The sequence below is a fragment of the Candidatus Marithrix sp. Canyon 246 genome (genome assembly GCF_001723685.1).
GTDB lineage: Bacteria > Pseudomonadota > Gammaproteobacteria > Beggiatoales > Beggiatoaceae > Marithrix.
This window is the reverse complement of sequence record NZ_MCBX01000002.1, coordinates 78,233-95,281: the sequence shown is the minus strand read 5'-3', so window position 1 is coordinate 95,281 and position 17,049 is coordinate 78,233. Positions and strand designations below refer to the sequence as shown.

The 17,049-nt window shown below is 34.0% G+C and carries 21 protein-coding genes, 1 tRNA gene and 1 pseudogene; 17 read left to right on the top strand and 6 right to left on the bottom strand.

The genetic code is table 11. From position 1 onward, the window contains the following. The first annotated feature begins 114 nt into the window (after window positions 1-114). The 12 genes from BHU68_RS01800 (at window position 115) to rimI (ending at window position 8,907) form a co-directional block, all read left to right on the top strand. Entirely contained in the window at window positions 115-828 is a 714-nt protein-coding gene (locus BHU68_RS01800) for a hypothetical protein (protein WP_069469734.1), read from the top strand. Window positions 829-832: 4 nt separating this feature from the next. After that, entirely contained in the window at window positions 833-1,972 is a 1,140-nt protein-coding gene (gene metX, locus BHU68_RS01795; RefSeq protein ID WP_069469733.1) for a homoserine O-succinyltransferase MetX, read from the top strand. 1 nt (window position 1,973) lies between these two features. Continuing rightward, window positions 1,974-2,279: a type II toxin-antitoxin system HigB family toxin gene (locus BHU68_RS01790; RefSeq protein WP_069469732.1), complete on the top strand. Its 306-nt coding sequence runs from the start codon at window positions 1,974-1,976 to the stop codon at window positions 2,277-2,279. A gap of 13 nt (window positions 2,280-2,292) precedes the next feature. Then, window positions 2,293-2,697: a helix-turn-helix domain-containing protein gene (locus tag BHU68_RS01785; RefSeq protein ID WP_141698811.1), complete on the top strand. Its 405-nt coding sequence runs from the start codon at window positions 2,293-2,295 to the stop codon at window positions 2,695-2,697. A gap of 15 nt (window positions 2,698-2,712) precedes the next feature. Continuing rightward, complete coding sequence (gene metW / locus BHU68_RS01780; RefSeq protein WP_102135577.1) at window positions 2,713-3,321, top strand: methionine biosynthesis protein MetW; 609 nt, start codon at window positions 2,713-2,715, stop codon at window positions 3,319-3,321. Continuing rightward, a complete protein-coding gene (locus BHU68_RS01775; RefSeq protein ID WP_069469730.1) occupies window positions 3,314-3,928 on the top strand; it encodes a hypothetical protein in 615 nt (204 codons plus the stop codon). The genes metW and BHU68_RS01775 overlap by 8 nt, the downstream gene beginning before the upstream one ends. Window positions 3,929-3,931: 3 nt before the next feature. Then, window positions 3,932-4,612 (top strand): zinc metallopeptidase, encoded by a 681-nt coding sequence (locus BHU68_RS01770; RefSeq protein ID WP_083234270.1) that lies wholly within the window; start codon window positions 3,932-3,934, stop codon window positions 4,610-4,612. Window positions 4,613-4,809: 197 nt separating this feature from the next. Beyond that, entirely contained in the window at window positions 4,810-6,087 is a 1,278-nt protein-coding gene (gene hisS / locus BHU68_RS01765) for a histidine--tRNA ligase (RefSeq protein WP_069469729.1), read from the top strand. Between the two features lie 2 nt (window positions 6,088-6,089). Then, on the top strand, window positions 6,090-6,860 hold the full coding sequence (locus BHU68_RS01760; RefSeq protein WP_069469728.1) for a YfgM family protein: 771 nt from the start codon (window positions 6,090-6,092) through the stop codon (window positions 6,858-6,860). Further along, on the top strand, window positions 6,844-8,004 hold the full coding sequence (bamB, locus tag BHU68_RS01755) for an outer membrane protein assembly factor BamB (protein WP_171899484.1): 1,161 nt from the start codon (window positions 6,844-6,846) through the stop codon (window positions 8,002-8,004). The genes BHU68_RS01760 and bamB overlap by 17 nt, the downstream gene beginning before the upstream one ends. Further along, entirely contained in the window at window positions 7,997-8,464 is a 468-nt protein-coding gene (locus tag BHU68_RS01750; protein WP_216092853.1) for a uracil-DNA glycosylase, read from the top strand. The genes bamB and BHU68_RS01750 overlap by 8 nt, the downstream gene beginning before the upstream one ends. Then, window positions 8,461-8,907: a ribosomal protein S18-alanine N-acetyltransferase gene (gene rimI / locus BHU68_RS01745; RefSeq protein ID WP_069469725.1), complete on the top strand. Its 447-nt coding sequence runs from the start codon at window positions 8,461-8,463 to the stop codon at window positions 8,905-8,907. Before BHU68_RS01750 ends, rimI begins: the two co-directional genes overlap by 4 nt. A gap of 3 nt (window positions 8,908-8,910) precedes the next feature. On the opposite strand, the gene BHU68_RS01740 is transcribed toward rimI, so the two are convergent. The 3 genes from BHU68_RS01740 to tpiA form a co-directional block, all read right to left on the bottom strand. Further along, window positions 8,911-8,992 (bottom strand) — tRNA-Leu (locus BHU68_RS01740). 8 nt (window positions 8,993-9,000) lie between these two features. Beyond that, window positions 9,001-9,345, bottom strand: a complete 345-nt coding sequence (gene secG / locus BHU68_RS01735; protein WP_069469724.1) for a preprotein translocase subunit SecG — start codon at window positions 9,343-9,345, stop codon at window positions 9,001-9,003. Window positions 9,346-9,366: 21 nt separating this feature from the next. Next, entirely contained in the window at window positions 9,367-10,116 is a 750-nt protein-coding gene (tpiA, locus tag BHU68_RS01730) for a triose-phosphate isomerase (RefSeq protein ID WP_069469723.1), read from the bottom strand. 67 nt (window positions 10,117-10,183) lie between these two features. Here tpiA and BHU68_RS01725 point away from each other — a divergent pair, with 67 nt between their 5' ends. From BHU68_RS01725 to BHU68_RS01715, 3 genes are read left to right on the top strand one after another with little or no spacing between them, the layout of a single operon-like run. Further along, window positions 10,184-10,639 (top strand): methyltransferase family protein, encoded by a 456-nt coding sequence (locus BHU68_RS01725; protein WP_069469722.1) that lies wholly within the window; start codon window positions 10,184-10,186, stop codon window positions 10,637-10,639. A gap of 6 nt (window positions 10,640-10,645) precedes the next feature. Next, window positions 10,646-11,032 (top strand): DNA sulfur modification protein DndE, encoded by a 387-nt coding sequence (gene dndE / locus BHU68_RS01720; RefSeq protein WP_069469721.1) that lies wholly within the window; start codon window positions 10,646-10,648, stop codon window positions 11,030-11,032. 4 nt (window positions 11,033-11,036) lie between these two features. Continuing rightward, window positions 11,037-11,798 carry an MBL fold metallo-hydrolase gene (locus BHU68_RS01715; protein ID WP_069469720.1) on the top strand — a complete coding sequence of 254 codons (762 nt, stop codon included), beginning with the start codon at window positions 11,037-11,039 and terminating at the stop codon, window positions 11,796-11,798. 51 nt (window positions 11,799-11,849) lie between these two features. Here the strand turns inward: BHU68_RS01715 and BHU68_RS16215 are convergent. The 3 genes and pseudogenes from BHU68_RS16215 to BHU68_RS01705 form a co-directional block, all read right to left on the bottom strand. Beyond that, window positions 11,850-11,990: pseudogene (locus BHU68_RS16215) on the bottom strand (argininosuccinate synthase); the annotation flags it as partial. A 261-nt stretch (window positions 11,991-12,251) separates the two neighbouring features. After that, a complete protein-coding gene (locus tag BHU68_RS01710) occupies window positions 12,252-13,454 on the bottom strand; it encodes an argininosuccinate synthase (protein WP_069469719.1) in 1,203 nt (400 codons plus the stop codon). Further along, window positions 13,433-13,867, bottom strand: a complete 435-nt coding sequence (locus BHU68_RS01705) for a pilin (RefSeq protein WP_069469718.1) — start codon at window positions 13,865-13,867, stop codon at window positions 13,433-13,435. Before BHU68_RS01705 ends, BHU68_RS01710 begins: the two co-directional genes overlap by 22 nt. Window positions 13,868-13,918: 51 nt before the next feature. On the opposite strand from BHU68_RS01705, the gene gltX reads away from it, so the two are divergent. Both gltX and BHU68_RS01695 read left to right on the top strand, forming a co-directional pair. After that, window positions 13,919-15,346 (top strand): glutamate--tRNA ligase, encoded by a 1,428-nt coding sequence (gene gltX, locus BHU68_RS01700; protein WP_069469717.1) that lies wholly within the window; start codon window positions 13,919-13,921, stop codon window positions 15,344-15,346. Further along, window positions 15,312-17,039 carry an autotransporter assembly complex protein TamA gene (locus BHU68_RS01695; RefSeq protein WP_069469716.1) on the top strand — a complete coding sequence of 576 codons (1,728 nt, stop codon included), beginning with the start codon at window positions 15,312-15,314 and terminating at the stop codon, window positions 17,037-17,039. The genes gltX and BHU68_RS01695 overlap by 35 nt, the downstream gene beginning before the upstream one ends. Window positions 17,040-17,049 lie beyond the last annotated feature (10 nt).

Here is a 17,049-nt window from a genome sequence, read left to right as displayed (position 1 = left end):
TTAATGGTAATGAAAATAAAAGTGACTATGCGAAAAACAATCCATAAACTATAGATAAATTTCTGCTGAAAGAGTAAAATTTGATCTTTATGATACGACATAGGAGAATATTGAATGACTAAATTACAAAACCTAATAATTATTGGTGTTAGCAGTGTTGGTATTTGTAATGCCAGTTTAGCAGCAACTCAAGTTGAGCGTCGTAATATCGAAGCTAAGATTGAAACGATTATTATTGATGGCTCAATGGTGCGCCTAAATACCGGAAATCCTAATAATTATAGTGTGATTGACATGGATAAGGGCAAAATGTATATAGTTGATGCTCGTAAAAGACGGATTGTAAATCTGGATATTATTGGCAAACCGCCTGAAATTCCAACGCATAATTTTCGAGCACAAAATCCTATAACTGCTAAATTAATCAAAAAACGTAGTAATAGATTAATTGCTGGTTATTCCACTACTAAATATGTTCTTAAAGTTGATGGTAGAACTTGTTCTAAATATTATTTTTCTAAAAAATTAGCTAAAGTAACTGATTTTAAAAGATATATTAATACCATGTTTAAAATGGAAAACTCCAGAAAAGTTCAAGGAATGCCTATGCCACCTTGCATTAGAGGACATCAAAAATTAAGAGGACAAATGAAAGCATTAGGTATATCTATGAAGATGCAAGTCATTATGGGTAGAAGGGGCAGCAGGGTTTTACATGAAATTGTTAGTGTTAAAACTAATATAACTGTGTCAGCTAATAGCTTTAATGTGCCTAGTGGTTATAGAATGATTAGCGAACAACAAATGAGACAAAGACGACGTTATTAATATCATGCCTGATATGTTAGCACCTGATAATGTAGGGTTAGTTACAGTACAAACTGAGAAATTTACAACACCATTAGCATTAGATTGTGGGCGTACTTTGCCAAGTTATGAACTAGTATATGAAACTTATGGTGAATTAAACAAACAAGCATCTAATGCAGTGTTGATTTGTCATGCTTTAAGCGGCGATCATCATGCCGCAGGTTATTATACTATGCAAGATAAAAAGCCCGGATGGTGGGATACTTGCATTGGACCGGGTAAACCAATTGATACTAATATTTTTTTTGTGGTTTCATTAAATAATTTAGGTGGTTGTAAGGGTTCAACTGGTCCTAATACTATTAACCCTGAAACTGCTAAGCCTTATGGTCCAGAATTTCCCATTTTAACTGTGCGTGATTGGGTAAAAACTCAGGCGCGTCTTGCTGATGTATTAGGTATTTCACAGTGGGCAGCGGTGATCGGTGGTAGTTTAGGTGGAATGCAAGCTTTGCAATGGGCAATAGATTATCCTAAAAATTTACGTCATTGCATTGTAATTGCCGCTGCTCCAAAATTAACCGCACAAAATATTGCATTTAATGAAGTTGCACGTCAAGCAATTTTGAATGATCCTGATTTTCATGAAGGTCATTATTATCAATATGATGCAGTGCCTCGTCAAGGTTTAATGTTAGCCAGAATGTTAGGGCATATTACTTATTTATCTGATGATGCAATGCGCAATAAATTTGGACGAGAATTACGTGAAGGTAAATTAAATTTTGGCTTTGATGTAGAATTTCAAGTTGAAAGTTATTTACGTTATCAAGGGCGATCTTTTGTAGATCGTTTTGATGCAAATACTTATTTATTAATGACCAAAACTTTAGATTATTTTGATCCAGCTAGCGAACATAACAATAATCTATCAGCGGCACTAGCCAAAGTTTTAGCAAAATTTTTAGTGATTTCCTTTACTACTGATTGGCGATTTGCTCCAGCTCGTTCGCGTGAAATGGTAAAAGCCTTATTAGATAATAAGAAACAAGTTAGTTATGCTCAGATTACAGCCGATCAAGGGCATGATGCTTTTTTAATGCCGATTCCTCATTATATGCGAGTGTTTAAGACTTATATGCAGCGAGTGGCGGAGGAATGAAGTGCGTATAATTAAACGAGCAAGATTGAATTATTTTATAAAAAAGTATCCTGAAACAAAAAATGCTTTAGAAGCATGGTATAAATTAATAAAAAATAATGATTTTCAGAATTTTAATGAATTACGTCTTAGCTTTCCTAGCGCAGATTTAGTGGGGAGATGTGTTGTGTTTAATATTGGAGGTAATAAAGTTAGATTAATTGCTGCAATTCATTATAATAAACAAAGATTATATATTAGACATATACTCACACATTCAGAATATGATGTAGGTGGGTGGAAAAATGAATGCAAAAAGACAAGTTGATTAAAAGGTAAATATGATGACTCCCTTGCTGGCAAAAACAGTAAATCATTGGCACTCTGTGGAAGATGTATTATCTATTCCACATTCTAAGATAGAATATCAACGTATGCTTAATTTACTTGATGAATTACTTAATGTTGTTGGTGATGATGAAACACATATATTGGCTGGTTTGTTGGAAACTTTAAGTACTTTAATAGAAGTTTATGAAGAAGAACATTATCCAGTAGCGGATGCTCCTGCACATGAAGTTTTACGATTTTTAATGGAAGAACATGGTTTAACAGCATATGATTTACCTGAAATTGGTAATCAAAAAGATATATTGAATATATTAATTGGTCAATTTCAATTAAATGTCATTCAAATTAAAAGTCTTAGTCAGCGTTTTCATGTATCACCAGCCGTATTTTTGTAAAATGGATAAGTAAATATGGATTTGCGTATTGATTTGGCATTGATGAGTGAATGGATTACTGAAGGTTCACATGTTTTAGATTTAGGTTGTGGTGATGGAACTTTGTTGGCTCATTTAACTGATAGTCGCAACATTACTGGTTATGGTTTAGAAATTGATGATGATAATCTTGAATTGTGTATTGAGAAAGGTGTCAATGTTATTGATACTGATTTAAATCAAGGTTTATCGGATTTTAATGAAAATAGTTTTGATTATGTGGTTATGACACAGGCTTTACAAACTATTCATCGCCCTGATTTGTTATTGAAGGAAATGTTACGAGTTGGAAAACAAGGGATTGTTACTTTTCCTAATTTTGGACATTGGAAAGTTAGAAAATCATTGTTTTTTAATGGTTTAATGCCTAAAACTAGGGCTTTACCAGAAGATTGGTATAATGGTGAAAATATTCGTTTATGCACTGTACATGATTTTGAGAAACTTTGTGATACTTTAGATATTGAAGTGTTACAACGGGCAGTAGTAGATACTAAACACCATACTAGTTGGTTGATGAGTTTAATGCCTAATTTATTAGGAGAAATAGCAGTTTATCGGTTTCGTAGTAAGCATTATGACTAAGTTAAATTTTAAAGAAGGCAAAAAATATACATTTAGTGATTATTTTGAGTTTAATAATCCACCTGAAGAAATAGCTGCTGAATTTGCTTATCAGTTTCATACTCAAGCTATTGATTTTAATCTAGCAAAAAATATTGATATAACAAAAATAGAAGCTTTACAAGATAGTTTTTATAAAAATCTACCAAAAATCACCTTAAATTCGGAAATGGCAAAAAGGGATTTTATGATAGCACCATTATTATGGGAAATAATTTCTCATGTAAAAGCAAGAATAAATGTAGAATATCCAATAAATATTGATGATAGATTAGGTGGTTTATTAGATTATATAATCTCTTCAGAACAAGAAGTTATTGTCATTGAAGCTAAAAAAGGTGATATGGAAAAAGGATTTAATCAACTTATAGTTGAATTGATTGCGATGGATAAATATCAAGATGACAATAAATCACAAAATTTATATGGCGCGGTAAGTATTGGGGAATTGTGGCGTTTTGGTATTTTAAATAGAAAAGAAAAACAAATTATTAGAGATATACATACATATCGTGTACCAGAAGATATTGAAGCCATATTTGCAATTATGATTGGTATATTACAATAAAATATGATGATAATAATATTATTATTACTATTATTGGTAATCATTTATGGTCCCCAGTTTTGGGCTAAAAGAGTTCTAAAAAAGTATAGCCGACATCGTGATGATTTCCCCGGCACTGGCGGTGAATTAGCTCAACATTTATTAAAACAATTTAATATGGCTGTTAAAGTTGAGATTACTGAAGCTGGGGATCATTATGATCCTATAGAGAAAGTTGTACGTTTAAGTTCAGATAATTTTCATGGTAAATCTTTAACCGCAGTTGCTACAGCGGCTCATGAAGTTGGACATGCTATTCAAGATTATAGTGGTTATAAGGCTTTACATAATCGCACCAAGTTAGTGCGTATTGCGCAAATTGCTGAAAAAGTTGGTGCCGGTTTAATGATGCTGATTCCTGTTATTGCTTTAATTGCGCGTATTCCTGCCGCTGGTGTTTTGATGTTTTTAGGTGGTATTGCCAGTTTAGGGGCTTCAGTATTAGTTCATTTAATAACATTACCAGTAGAATTGGATGCTAGCTTTAATCGCGCTTTACCAATATTAGAAAAAGGTCAATATATTAATGAAATTGATCAAAAAGCAGCACGTAAAATTCTCACCGCCTGTGCTTTAACTTATGTTGCTAGTTCATTAGTTAGCCTACTCAGCTTATGGCGATGGATTGCGATATTAAGAAGGTAGTGCGAATATGATCTTAGTTTGATGTCACAATCTTTCATGTAGGGTGGGTAGAGCGAAAGCGAAACCCACCATTTTAGCTACCTTGGTGGGTTTCGCTTCGCTGACTTCGTATCGCTTTCGCTCTACCCACCCTACAAATACTACAAATACGATTTTACATAAAATTGAGGGCACATTCAGGTAATTAATAATAATTTATGTCTAAAAAAAAAATTCAAGCTATCAGGGGAATGAATGACATTCTCCCAGCACAAACACCGATTTGGCAACATATAGAACATACACTTCATCAAGTATTAGAAAGTTACGGTTATCAAGAAATTCGGATGCCCATATTAGAAGCAACTGAATTATTTAGTCGTTCTATCGGGGAAGTTACTGATATTGTTGAAAAAGAAATGTTCAGCTTTGTAGATCGTAATTCTGATAATCTCACATTACGCCCTGAAGGAACTGCTAGTTGTGTCAGAGCCGGCATTCAAAATGGATTATTTTATAATCAAATACAAAGATTATGGTATATCGGTCCAATGTTTCGTCATGAACGTCCGCAAAAAGGTCGATATCGACAATTTAATCAACTTGGTGTAGAAGCTTATGGCTTAACCGGTGCTGATATTGACGCTGAAATAATTTTAATGACAGCGCGTTTTTGGCAAAAATTAGGGCTTGATAATTTAGAATTACAAATTAACTCTCTTGGTAGTGCTGAAGCAAGAGCAGTTTATCGAAATAAATTAGTAGATTATTTTTTAGCTAACGAAAGTCAATTAGATGAAGACAGTAAACGCCGCTTAAACACAAATCCTTTGCGAATCTTGGATAGTAAGAATCCTCAAATGCAAAATTTGATACAATCAGCACCACAATTATTAGATCATCTTGACAAAGAATCACAAACACATTTTCAGCAATTAAAGAATATTCTTGATCAAACAGGTATTAATTATCGTATTAATCCCCAACTAGTACGTGGTTTAGATTATTATAATCGCACCGTATTTGAATGGGTAACACAAGAATTAGGCGCACAAGGCACTATATGTGCAGGTGGGCGTTATGATACTCTAGTAGAACAAATTGGTGGGCGTTCAACTCCTGCTGTTGGTTTTGCAATGGGCTTAGAACGGCTGGTATTATTATTAGAATCTAAGTTGCAATTAAGCGATATTAATCCTCATATCTATATGATCATGGTAGGTAACGAAACAGTGCAACAGCAAGGTTTTGCCTTAGCAGAATCTTTACGCACAGCCTTACCAGAACTACGTTTAATCACTAATTGCGGTGGTGGTAGTTTTAAAGCTCAATTTAAACGCGCTGATAAAAGTGCTGCTAAATTCGCGTTAATACTTGGTGAAGATGAACTTCATAAACAGCAAATTGCAATAAAGAATCTACGTAAAAAATCAGAACAAACATTATTATCAATATCTGAATTAGCAGATAATTTAAAACAATTAATAAAGGAATAAGAGTGGCACACTACGAAACTGAACAAGAACAATTAGAAGCAATTAAAAAATGGTGGAAAGACAATGGTAGCTCAATTTTTATTGGAGTGCTGGTAGGAGTAGGTTTATTATTTGGCTGGCGTTGGTATAATACTTATACAGATCAACAAGGGCAATTAGCCTCGCGCTTATATGAAAGTATGCAAACTTCAGTTTCAAATGAGGAATTAGAAAATGCAGAAAATATCACCGCCAAACTATTAACTGATCACAGTGATAGCCCTTATGCGATTTTGGCTGCTTTGAATATGGCACGTCAAGATATAATAAAAAAAGATTTAGCCAGTGCTCATATACGTTTACAATGGATACTTGATCAAGATATAAAATTAGAGGAATTACAACACATTGCTCGCTTACATAAAGCGAAATTATTTTTATCAGAACAAAAAGTAGCCGAGGCAAAAAAATTAATCACCAATATTGAAGCAGGTAAATTTAAAAGTGCTTATGCAGAATTAAATGGTGATATTGCAGTAATAGAAAATGAAACTGATAAAGCACGGATTGCTTACGGAGAAGCTTTAAAAGCTGACATTACTAGTCAAATTGTGCAAATGAAATTAGATAATTTAGGCAATAAAGTACAAGTTAAGGCAGCAATTCCTAACTCTATAACTTTACCTAAAACTGTTGACGATTACGGCAATGACAGTACAATTAAGGTAGCAATTCCTAATTCTATACCTTTACCCAAAACTGTTGATGATTACGGCAATGACAGTACCAACTAAACTAGTTTTAGTTTTATTATTGCTACTACTAAATGGCTGTGGTTGGTTTAAAAGTAAAGATAATAGTGAACCACCTGCACCTTTAGTTAAATTTGCTCCCAGTTTACAGCTAAAAACTATATGGACAGCTAATACTGGTGCGGGAACTGATAAATACTTTTTAAAGCTAAAGCCAAACCTAAAAAATGGTAATTTATTTACTACATCCCCAAAGGGACATGTACGTGTATTTAATTTTACAGATGGAAAATCAATTTGGAAAATAAAATTAGATATACCTATTTCAGCAGGTGCAGGAGTAGGTGAAGATTTAGTTGTAATTGGCAGCAATAAAGGTGATGTAATTGCATTATCAGAAATAGATGGTACTAAGCAATGGCATACTAATGTTTCTAGTGAAGTATTAGCAACACCTCGTATAAAACAAGGTGTGGTCATAATACGTACTATTGATGGCAAAATATCTGCTCTAAATAGCCAAACAGGAAAACGTCTTTGGATTTATGAACGCCCACGAGTTCCATTACTAAGCTTACGTGGAACCAGTTCACCAATATTAACCGGGCGTTTTATCATTGCTGGTTTTGATGATGGCAAAATGGCAGTTTTAGAATTAAAAACCGGCAGAGTATTATGGGAAACTCAAATTGCCACACCAAGTGGGCGTACCGAATTAGACAGAATAGTTGATATTGACGCTGATCCTATCTTATATAAAGACATAGTTTATGTAACCAGTTATCAAGGGCGTACCGTAGCTATTGATTTAGTGAAAGGAAGATTGGTATGGGAAAAGAAATCATCCTCTTATACTGGTTTAGATATAGATTCAGATTATCTTTATATCAGTGACAGTAATAGTTATGTTGCTGCAATGGATAGGTTTTCAGGAGAATTTGCATGGAAACAAGAAAAATTAAAAGCTCGTGCTATAACAGCTCCAGCACTAATCAATGATTATGTAGTGGTTGGAGATTTAGAGGGTTATTTACATTGGATGAAACGTGAAGATGGCAAATTTGTGATTCGCCATCAAATTGATAATGCTAGTATCAAGGTTGCGCCAATGGTATTAGATGAAACCTTAGTAGCTATAAGTAGTGATGGCAAAATAGTGGCATTACAAGAAGTGTATGGTGAATAATCAAGAATCACTTCATGCTCAATACTTGAATGCGATGGGTATTCAAGTATGGGTACGGCGGAATATACCAGATCCAACTCCACCTCCTGCTAATTTAATGTTTATTGCTGAAGCTCCAAAGGAAAATGAAAAGGCAGACAAAATATTTGATGCAATGTTATACGCTATTGATTTCAAAAGAGAGTCTATTAATATAGCTTATATTTGTGATAATTTTTTAGAACAAATTGCCTCAATAAAACCTACATTAATTGTAGCATTAGGTAGAATTGCAGCTCATGAACTATTAAAAACAGATACTTTAATCACTCAATTACGTAGTCAAGTATTTGAATATGGAGATGAAAAAATTCCTTTAATAGTAACTTATCATCCAAAATATTTATTACATCGCCCAACTGAAAAGGCTAATGCTTGGCAAGATTTGCAATTAATTGCTAAAATTTTTACAAAGCAATGATGAGAAATATTTATATACGCCCAATGACAATTGCCGATTTAGCAACTGTATTAGAAATTGAAACAGCAGCATATCCTTTTCCTTGGCGATTACAAACATTTCAGGATTGCTTAAAAGCAGGTTATCAGGCAGAAGTTTTAGAAGTAAATCAAACAATTGTAGGTTATGGTTTAATGATAAGAGTGTTGGATGAGGCGCAAATTTTAAACCTATGCATTCATCCCAGACAACAAACTTATGGCTATGGGCGAAAAATGCTAGAACATTTATTGCAATTTACTCAATTCACAAAAAGCGTCTTTTTAGAAGTACGCCCATCGAATATAGCGGCAATTAGCCTTTATAAAAAAATTGGTTTTAAACAGGTTGGGCTACGTAAAGGATATTATCCGAATGGAGATCAAGAAAGAGAGGATGCTTTGGTTTTATCAATAAAAACATAAGTTTGCCGATGGCCAGACTCGAACTGGCACGGCTCGCGCCACTACCCCCTCAAGATAGCGTGTCTACCAATTCCACCACATCGGCTTAAATCTTTATTCTGGAACTATTGGAGTCTCATCATCTGTAGAAACTGATGGCTTCTGTTGTTCTGTCACAATTGGTTGTGTTTCCACAATACTTTTAGGCGTTATTTTCTGCATAGAAAAATAAGCTAAAACCAAACATGTAACAAAAAATGATGCTGCTAAAATAGCAGTGGTACGAGTTAAAAATGATCCCGAACCTTGACTACCAAATACTGTACCTGATGCACCACCACCGCCGCCGCCACCGAAGGCAGCTCCAGCATCTGCACCTTTTCCATGTTGGATTAATACTAATCCAATTAATCCGAAACAAATTATAAGATGAACTACTACTAGTATATCATGAAACATTTTTTTATCAATAAAATTTTTTTAGCCAGCTTGGCAAATTGTTAAAAAATCTTCTGCTTGTAAGGATGCACCGCCTATTAAACCACCGTCAATATCTTGCATCGCAAATAATTCAGCAGCATTGTTAGCTTTTACACTACCACCATATAGTATTTGGACTTTTTCTGCAACATTAACATCTTGTGCTGCAATTTGTTGACGAATAAAAGCATGAACATCTTGAGCTTGTGCTGGGCTTGCAGTTTTGCCAGTGCCAATTGCCCATACTGGTTCATACGCAATTACTGAGTTGCTTAAAGCTGCTATGCCTTGTGAATTTACGACTGCATCTAATTGTCGTTTTACCACATTTTCAGTTTCACCAGCTTCACGTTGTTCTAATAATTCACCGACACATAAAATTGGTATTAAACCAGCCGCTTGTGCTTTAGCAAATTTTTCGGCTACTAATTGGTCACTTTCAGCATATAAGCTACGTCGTTCTGAGTGACCAACAATCACATATTTAGAATGGAAATCAAGCAACATATTAGCAGAAACTTCACCAGTAAACGCGCCTGAATCTTGTTCAGATAGAGTTTGACCACCCCAGCCAATTGCAGTGTCTTTTAATATTTCACTTACTTGTTGCAAGTAAATAAAAGGTGGACATACAGCAACTTCAGAGTTTTTGACAGTTGACATTCCTGCTTTTAAGGCTTCTAATAAAGATTGGTTACTTTGAATAGAGCCATTCATTTTCCAATTACCAACAACTAGCGATTGACGCATATTTTTAATTTATCCTTGTTATTAATTTAATTTGTGTTAATTTTATAGTATTATACCACAATATATTATGTTAAAACTAATTATCCCTCCACCTATATATATGCTGTTTTTTGCCACAATAATGTGGTTACTTGATAAATATATGCCAATTGTGCAAATTTTCCCAGAAACTTGGCAACTGCTAGGATTAGGATTAATTGCAATTGCCATTTTATTAGATTTATGGTCTTTAACTTTGTTTCTTCTAGTGCGCACCACACCTAATCCGATAAAACCTGAAAATGCTAGTGAATTGGTAATTAGGGGAATGTACCGTTTTAGTCGTAATCCCATGTATTTAGGATTATTAACAATGTTAATTGGTTGGGCAATTTATTTAGGGGGCTTAATAGCATTTTTTATTCTACCATTCTTTGTTATAACTTTGAATATACAACAAATAAAGCCAGAAGAAGAAGTGTTAGAAAAAAAGTTTGGTGAAACTTATTTAGCTTATAAACGTTGTGTACGCGCTTGGATTTAAAATAATATGATTGAAACAGTAAAACTATCTGAACGAGCTAAAAATCAATTAGTCGTTTTAAAACGTAAAACTGGTATTACTAATTGGAATGTATTATGTAGATGGGGTTTTTGTCTTTCTTTAAAAGAAGCTTCAATTCCACCAGAAGAAAAAAAATTGAAATTGAATAGTTCTGTTGAAATGACTTGGAAAATTTTTGCAGGTAAAAATGCTGATTTATATTCAGCTTTACTAATACAACGTTGTAAACAAGATGGTTTTAAACTATCTGAAAAAAATTTAAATGAACAATTTAAATTACACTTACATAGAGGTATAGCTTATTTGGTTAATAACTCTAATGTAAATAATATTGCTGATATGTTGACTTTAAGTGTTGACAATAGGAACTAAAAAAATGTTATTTAAACAACTGATTGAAGCAGATTCTTGTACATATACTTATCTATTAGCTTGCGAAGAAACTGGAGAGGCAATACTGATTGATCCTGTGATAGACACAGTAGAACGCGATCTGGAATTGTTACAGAAACTTGATTTAAAGCCTAGTTATACCTTAGAAACTCATATTCACGCCGATCATCTAACCGGTGCGCGTAAAATGAGAGAATTGGCAAATAGTAAAATTGTGGTTCCAGAAATGGATCAATTAGAGTGTGCAGATTTAGGAATCAAAGAAGGTGTAACTTTTCGTGTTGGCAGTATAGAAATTCAGCCTTTATATACCCCCGGTCATACTGATACACATCACGCTTATTTAGTTGATGATGGTACACAAAAATTACTGTTTTCAGGAGATGCGTTATTGATTGAAGCTTGTGGTCGTACTGATTTTCAATCAGGTGATCCACAAGCTCTTTATCATAGTATTACACAAAAGTTTTTTACTTTAGCAGATGAAACCCTAGTTTATCCGGGTCATGATTATGAAAAGCGACAAATATCAACTATTGGTCAAGAAAAACAACGTAACCCTCGTCTAAGCGGCAAAACTGAAGCAGAATTCATAGAAATTATGAATAATCTCAATTTGCCATATCCAAGAAAAATTGACTTTGCAGTGCCGGGTAATCAAATGTGTGGCAAATGTCCAGCCAATGTGCCAGCACAATATCAGGGTCCATGTGATATTGTTAATAATATGGGTGATCAAGGATAAGCAACACTCTTGGTCGGTTTTTAGTACAGCGGAACTAATTTACCCTGCCGCAATCCGCAACCGTGTGGCTTTATCCGGTGCATTTTCAGGATAAACGCTCCAACGCCACATATCTTGTTCTGGCTCAGCCCAAGGATCTTCAAGAATACCGCCCTCATAAGATATATGTAATAAATTAGCATCCATTATATAATAGATTGACTCTTTTGAAACTGTCAGCTTTGAAATTGTTGAAGCATTTGTAATTTTCTATTTTGATTTGTTGTATGAAGTTCATTTTCATAGTAGTGTTTAGTACCACGAATATATCTTGGCTAATCATGTTTTGAACATGATTTATTATTCCGCTGCGCTGTAGGGTCAGTGAAGTTTACGGAACCGACCAACAGTGTTGCCCATGAACTACATGGCTCTCAAACCTGACAGGTTTTTAAAACCTGTCAGGTTTATTATTTACCCTGCCGCAATCCGCAAACGTAAAGCATTCAACTTAATAAATCCTTCAGCATCTTTTTGGTTATAAGCACCTTCATCATCTTCAAAGGTTGCAATCTTAGCATCAAATAAACTATCGGTTTCTGAAACACGCCCAACCACTATAACATTACCTTTATAGAGTTTGATTCTAACTTTTCCATTGACAGTTTGTTGTGATGAATCAATCATTTCCTGTAATAACTTACGCTCTGGACTCCACCAGTAACCGTTATACACTAAAGTCGCATAACGAGGCATTAGTTCATCTTTTAAATGCGCAACTTCACGATCTAAAGTTAAAGACTCAATAGCGCGATGAGCTTTTAACATCACAGTGCCACCGGGTGTTTCATAACAACCACGTGATTTCATACCTACATAGCGATTTTCAACAATATCAAGTCTGCCAACAGCATTTGCACCAGCAAGCTTATTTAAGTAAGCCAATACTTGAGCTGGTGTCATTTTTTCACCATCAATTGCTACAATATCGCCTTTTTCAAACTCTAGCTCTAATTCTGTAGCTTTATCTGGTGCATTTTCAGGAGAAACGCTCCAACGCCACATATCTTGTTCTGGCTCAGCCCAAGGATCTTCAAGAATACCGCCCTCATAAGATATATGTAATAAATTAGCATCCATTGAATATGGAGATTTTTTACCACGTTTCATTTCTACTGGTATATTATGTTTTTCAGCATAAGCTAACAGCTTTTCACGTGAATTCAAATCCCATTCACGCCAAGGAGCAATAATATGAACATCTGGTTTTAAAGCATAAGCACCCAACTCAAACCGCACCTGATCATTACCCTTACCAGTAGCACCATGTGAAATCGCATCAGCACCAGTTTCAGTAGCTATTTCAACTAAACGTTTTGCAATTAATGGGCGAGCAATTGAAGTACCTAATAAATATTCACCCTCATAAATCGTATTAGCGCGAAACATTGGATAAACATAATCACGCACAAACTCTTCACGTAAATCTTCAATATAAATTTCTTTTATACCAAAAGCTTCCGCTTTAGCACGCGCTGGTTCAACCTCTTCGCCTTGACCAATATCCGCAGTAAATGTAACTACTTCACATTGATATTCATCTTGCAACCATTTTAAAATAATGGAAGTATCTAAACCGCCGGAATAGGCTAAAACTACTTTTTTAATGTTTGACATAATTTAGGAAGATATTTTAATTTAATTGTAGTGGCATCAGTGTCTGTATGACGACATGACCATACTCCTTGTTTAACCCATATCCATGCAATGGTATTTTCTGGATCTATAAATCCATCTAAAGTCATTACAATTTTTGGATTGTCATCATGAGTATATTTTACCTTGGTAACATAATAAGCTTTAGTAGAAAAATCACTTAATGCTTCTAATGAAGGCGGAAAATCATTTTTATCTTCGATGAAATTTTCTATTGACTTTTTAAAATCAATAAATAAAATTCTAGCTTCATGTACTTTAGCTTTTTGCAGATAATCTTTGTAAACAGGAATACTCATAGCAGCTATAATGCCGATTATTATAATAACTATTATTAACTCAATTAAACTTATTGCTTTTTGTCGAGTTGTCATAAGGTGATATACTAAATTGAAATTCCAATATTTTAACAACGTTTTTAAAAAATGACAATCTGTACTCGTTTTGCACCTAGCCCAACAGGCTATTTACATATCGGTGGTATTCGTACCGCTTTATTTTCATGGTTATATGCACGTCAACATAAAGGAGAATTTGTATTACGTATTGAAGATACTGATCGTGAACGTTCAACACAAGCTTCTGTAGATGCGATTCTTGATGGTATGAAATGGTTAGGATTAAAGCATGATCTTGGTCCATTTTATCAAACCAAACGATTTGATAGTTACAATGATGCAATTGATCAATTATTAGCAACTGGTCAAGCTTATTATTGTTATTGTTCTAAGGAACGTATAGATAAATTACGTACTAAACAAATGGCTAATAAAGAAAAACCTCGTTATGATGGTCATTGTCGTAATATTGACACAATATTAAATACTGGCGTTAAACCTGTTATTCGTTTTAAAAATCCTCAAGAAGGTGAGGTTATTATTAAGGATTTAATTAAAGGTGATGTTATAGTTCAAAATAAAGAACTAGATGATTTAATCATTGCACGTTCTGATGCTACTCCAACTTATAATTTGACAGTAGTTGTTGATGATTCAGAAATGGGTATTACGCATGTAATTCGTGGGGATGATCATTTAAACAATACTCCTCGTCAAATCAACATCTTAAAAGCCTTAGGAGCTAAAGTACCACAATATGCTCATGTTCCAATGATTTTAGGTAGTGATGGGCAACGCTTATCTAAACGGCATGGTGCTGTCAATGTCATGAATTATAGAGATGAGGGTTATTTACCACAAGCATTATTAAATTATTTGGTACGTTTAGGTTGGTCACATGGCGATCAAGAAATATTTTCTCTAACAGAAATGATAGAACTATTTGATCTAAAATCTGTTAATAGTGCCGCCTCAACTTTTAATCCTGATAAATTACTATGGTTAAATCAACAATACATTAAAACTACTGCCGCTGAAGAATTGGTAGAACATTTGCAGTTTCATTGCCAGCAATTAGATATTGATACTAAAAATGGTCCAAATTTAACTGAAGTTATTAAGCTACAAGCTGAACGCGCAAAAACTTTGAAAGAAATGGCAGAAAATAGCCGCTTTTTCTTTACTGATACAGTGGAATTAAATGAAAAAGCCGCCAAAAAACATTTAAAGCCTGCTATTTATGATGCGCTGGCTAATCTATGCACAGAATTTGAACAAATGAATACATGGCAAGCTGATGCAATTCATGTCTTGATTCATAAAGTTGCAGCAAAATATGAACTAAAACTAGGTAAAATAGCACAACCATTACGAGTTGCAGTAACTGGTGGTACAATATCTCCATCAATTGATGCCACTGTTCATTTAATTGGTAAAAATCGTAGCATAGTTCGTATCAAACAAGCTTTAGCATTCATGAATGAGAATCATAATAGCGTTATTATTGCCGATTAGCTTTATTTCAAATCTGTATGCGACTCCTCATGCAGTACAGCTTAATATCATTGGTATCAAAAATCCATTACTGCTAGACAATATACGTGGTTATTTAAGTATAGGACAAAAACATCCACAACTGTCAACAGGTCGTATTAAAGGTTTACATAAAAGAGCCAAGAAAGAAATTAAACGCGCCTTACAAGCGTTTGGTTATTATCATGTAACTGTTAGAGCGAAATTAAAACGACTACAGCCTAAAATATGGCGGGCTACTTATATTATAAAATTAGGTAAAACGATAACAATCACCAAATTAGATATACAAATACTAGGTGCAGCAAACAACGATAAAAATTTTCAGCAACTAAAATTTCCTCTTGCTGTTGGCGAAATATTTAAACATCTTAAATACAAACAAGCTAAACAGTTATTACGTCAGCTCGCAGAAGAACGCGGCTATTTTCATGCAAAATTTCAGAAACATGAAATTCGCGTAGATAAACAAACTTATAGTGCTGAAATATCATTAATTTTTGATAGCAAAAAACGTTATCGCTTTGGTAAAGTTATATTTCCAAAAGATTGGTTTGATGAATCGCTATTACAACGATATGTAACTTTTAAAACCGGTGATTTTTATACTAGTAGTAAATTTTTAGCCTTTAAAAATGCCTTAATGTACAGCGGCTACTTTGATAAAGTAGATGTAGATATTCTACGTTTAGCAACAACAGAAAATCAGCGTCTGCCGATCAAAGTTAAATTAGGAATACGCAAAAAACACAAATATGCAATTGGTTTAGGTTATGGAACCAATACTGGAGCAAGAGGCAGTTTAGAATGGAAACGACGTTACTTAAATAGATATGGGCATAAATTTTCTATCAAGGCAACACAAGCAGAAATTGGTGAAAGTGCAATCGCTAGTTATACGGTACCTAAAGCTTGGCATCAAGATGAATTGTTTTCTATAACAGCACTTTATAAAAATGAACATATCAGAGCTAGTGATAGTAAAATATTTGCCTTGGGAGTTAATAAAAACCATAAAAATAAAATTATTGGTATAAAATATCATGATGAAACATATACTATTGGTAGCGATAGTGGACATGCTAAATTACTAATACCAAGCATTAATTGGTCTTATATAAATGCTGATGATCGTATTTATACTCGGCAAGGGCATAAACTTACGATGGATGTATTAGGTGCTATAAATAATATAGGATCAAATACATCTTTCTTACAATTTCGTTTAGACGGAAAATTAATTCACCCTTTATTTAACAAAGGAAGAATCATAACCAGAGGGCAATTTGCCTACAGTTTTGTTTCATTAGTTAGGGGTGAATTTAATGACTTACCACCTTCAATACGCTTTTTTGCAGGAGGTGATCGTAGCATCAGAGGCTATGATTACCAAAGTTTAGGACCTAAAAATACCGAAGGTATTGTTATAGGTGGTAAAAATTTATTTATAGGCAGTATAGAATATGAATATCAGATACTAGATAAATATTATCTAGCTGCTTTTTATGATGTGGGTAATGCCTTCAATGATTTTTCAGATCCTATTAAACACGGAATAGGATTAGGAGTTCGTTGGCGTTCACCAGTTGGCTTAATTCGTTTTGATGTAGCAACAGCTCTTGAAGAAGAAGGCTTCCCATTACGTTTACATATTACAATCGGACCAGATTTGTAATTATTTTTTT

Bases quoted from the DNA above. Each gene is read 5' to 3' on its own strand.
- tpiA (WP_069469723.1), bottom strand. From the start codon at position 10,116: ATGCGTCAATCGCTAGTTGTTGGTAATTGGAAAATGAATGGCTCTATT.
- metX (WP_069469733.1), top strand. From the start codon at position 833: ATGCCTGATATGTTAGCACCTGATAATGTAGGGTTAGTTACAGTACAA.
- BHU68_RS01725 (WP_069469722.1), top strand. From the start codon at position 10,184: ATGTTAAAACTAATTATCCCTCCACCTATATATATGCTGTTTTTTGCC.
- BHU68_RS01705 (WP_069469718.1), bottom strand. From the start codon at position 13,867: ATGACAACTCGACAAAAAGCAATAAGTTTAATTGAGTTAATAATAGTT.
- metW (WP_102135577.1), top strand. From the start codon at position 2,713: ATGGATTTGCGTATTGATTTGGCATTGATGAGTGAATGGATTACTGAA.
- BHU68_RS01710 (WP_069469719.1), bottom strand. From the start codon at position 13,454: ATGTCAAACATTAAAAAAGTAGTTTTAGCCTATTCCGGCGGTTTAGAT.
- BHU68_RS01770 (WP_083234270.1), top strand. From the start codon at position 3,932: ATGATGATAATAATATTATTATTACTATTATTGGTAATCATTTATGGT.
- bamB (WP_171899484.1), top strand. From the start codon at position 6,844: ATGACAGTACCAACTAAACTAGTTTTAGTTTTATTATTGCTACTACTA.
- gltX (WP_069469717.1), top strand. From the start codon at position 13,919: ATGACAATCTGTACTCGTTTTGCACCTAGCCCAACAGGCTATTTACAT.
- BHU68_RS01775 (WP_069469730.1), top strand. From the start codon at position 3,314: ATGACTAAGTTAAATTTTAAAGAAGGCAAAAAATATACATTTAGTGAT.
- BHU68_RS01785 (WP_141698811.1), top strand. From the start codon at position 2,293: ATGATGACTCCCTTGCTGGCAAAAACAGTAAATCATTGGCACTCTGTG.
- dndE (WP_069469721.1), top strand. From the start codon at position 10,646: ATGATTGAAACAGTAAAACTATCTGAACGAGCTAAAAATCAATTAGTC.
- BHU68_RS01715 (WP_069469720.1), top strand. From the start codon at position 11,037: ATGTTATTTAAACAACTGATTGAAGCAGATTCTTGTACATATACTTAT.
- BHU68_RS01800 (WP_069469734.1), top strand. From the start codon at position 115: ATGACTAAATTACAAAACCTAATAATTATTGGTGTTAGCAGTGTTGGT.
- rimI (WP_069469725.1), top strand. From the start codon at position 8,461: ATGATGAGAAATATTTATATACGCCCAATGACAATTGCCGATTTAGCA.
- BHU68_RS01695 (WP_069469716.1), top strand. From the start codon at position 15,312: ATGAGAATCATAATAGCGTTATTATTGCCGATTAGCTTTATTTCAAAT.
- secG (WP_069469724.1), bottom strand. From the start codon at position 9,345: ATGTTTCATGATATACTAGTAGTAGTTCATCTTATAATTTGTTTCGGA.
- hisS (WP_069469729.1), top strand. From the start codon at position 4,810: ATGTCTAAAAAAAAAATTCAAGCTATCAGGGGAATGAATGACATTCTC.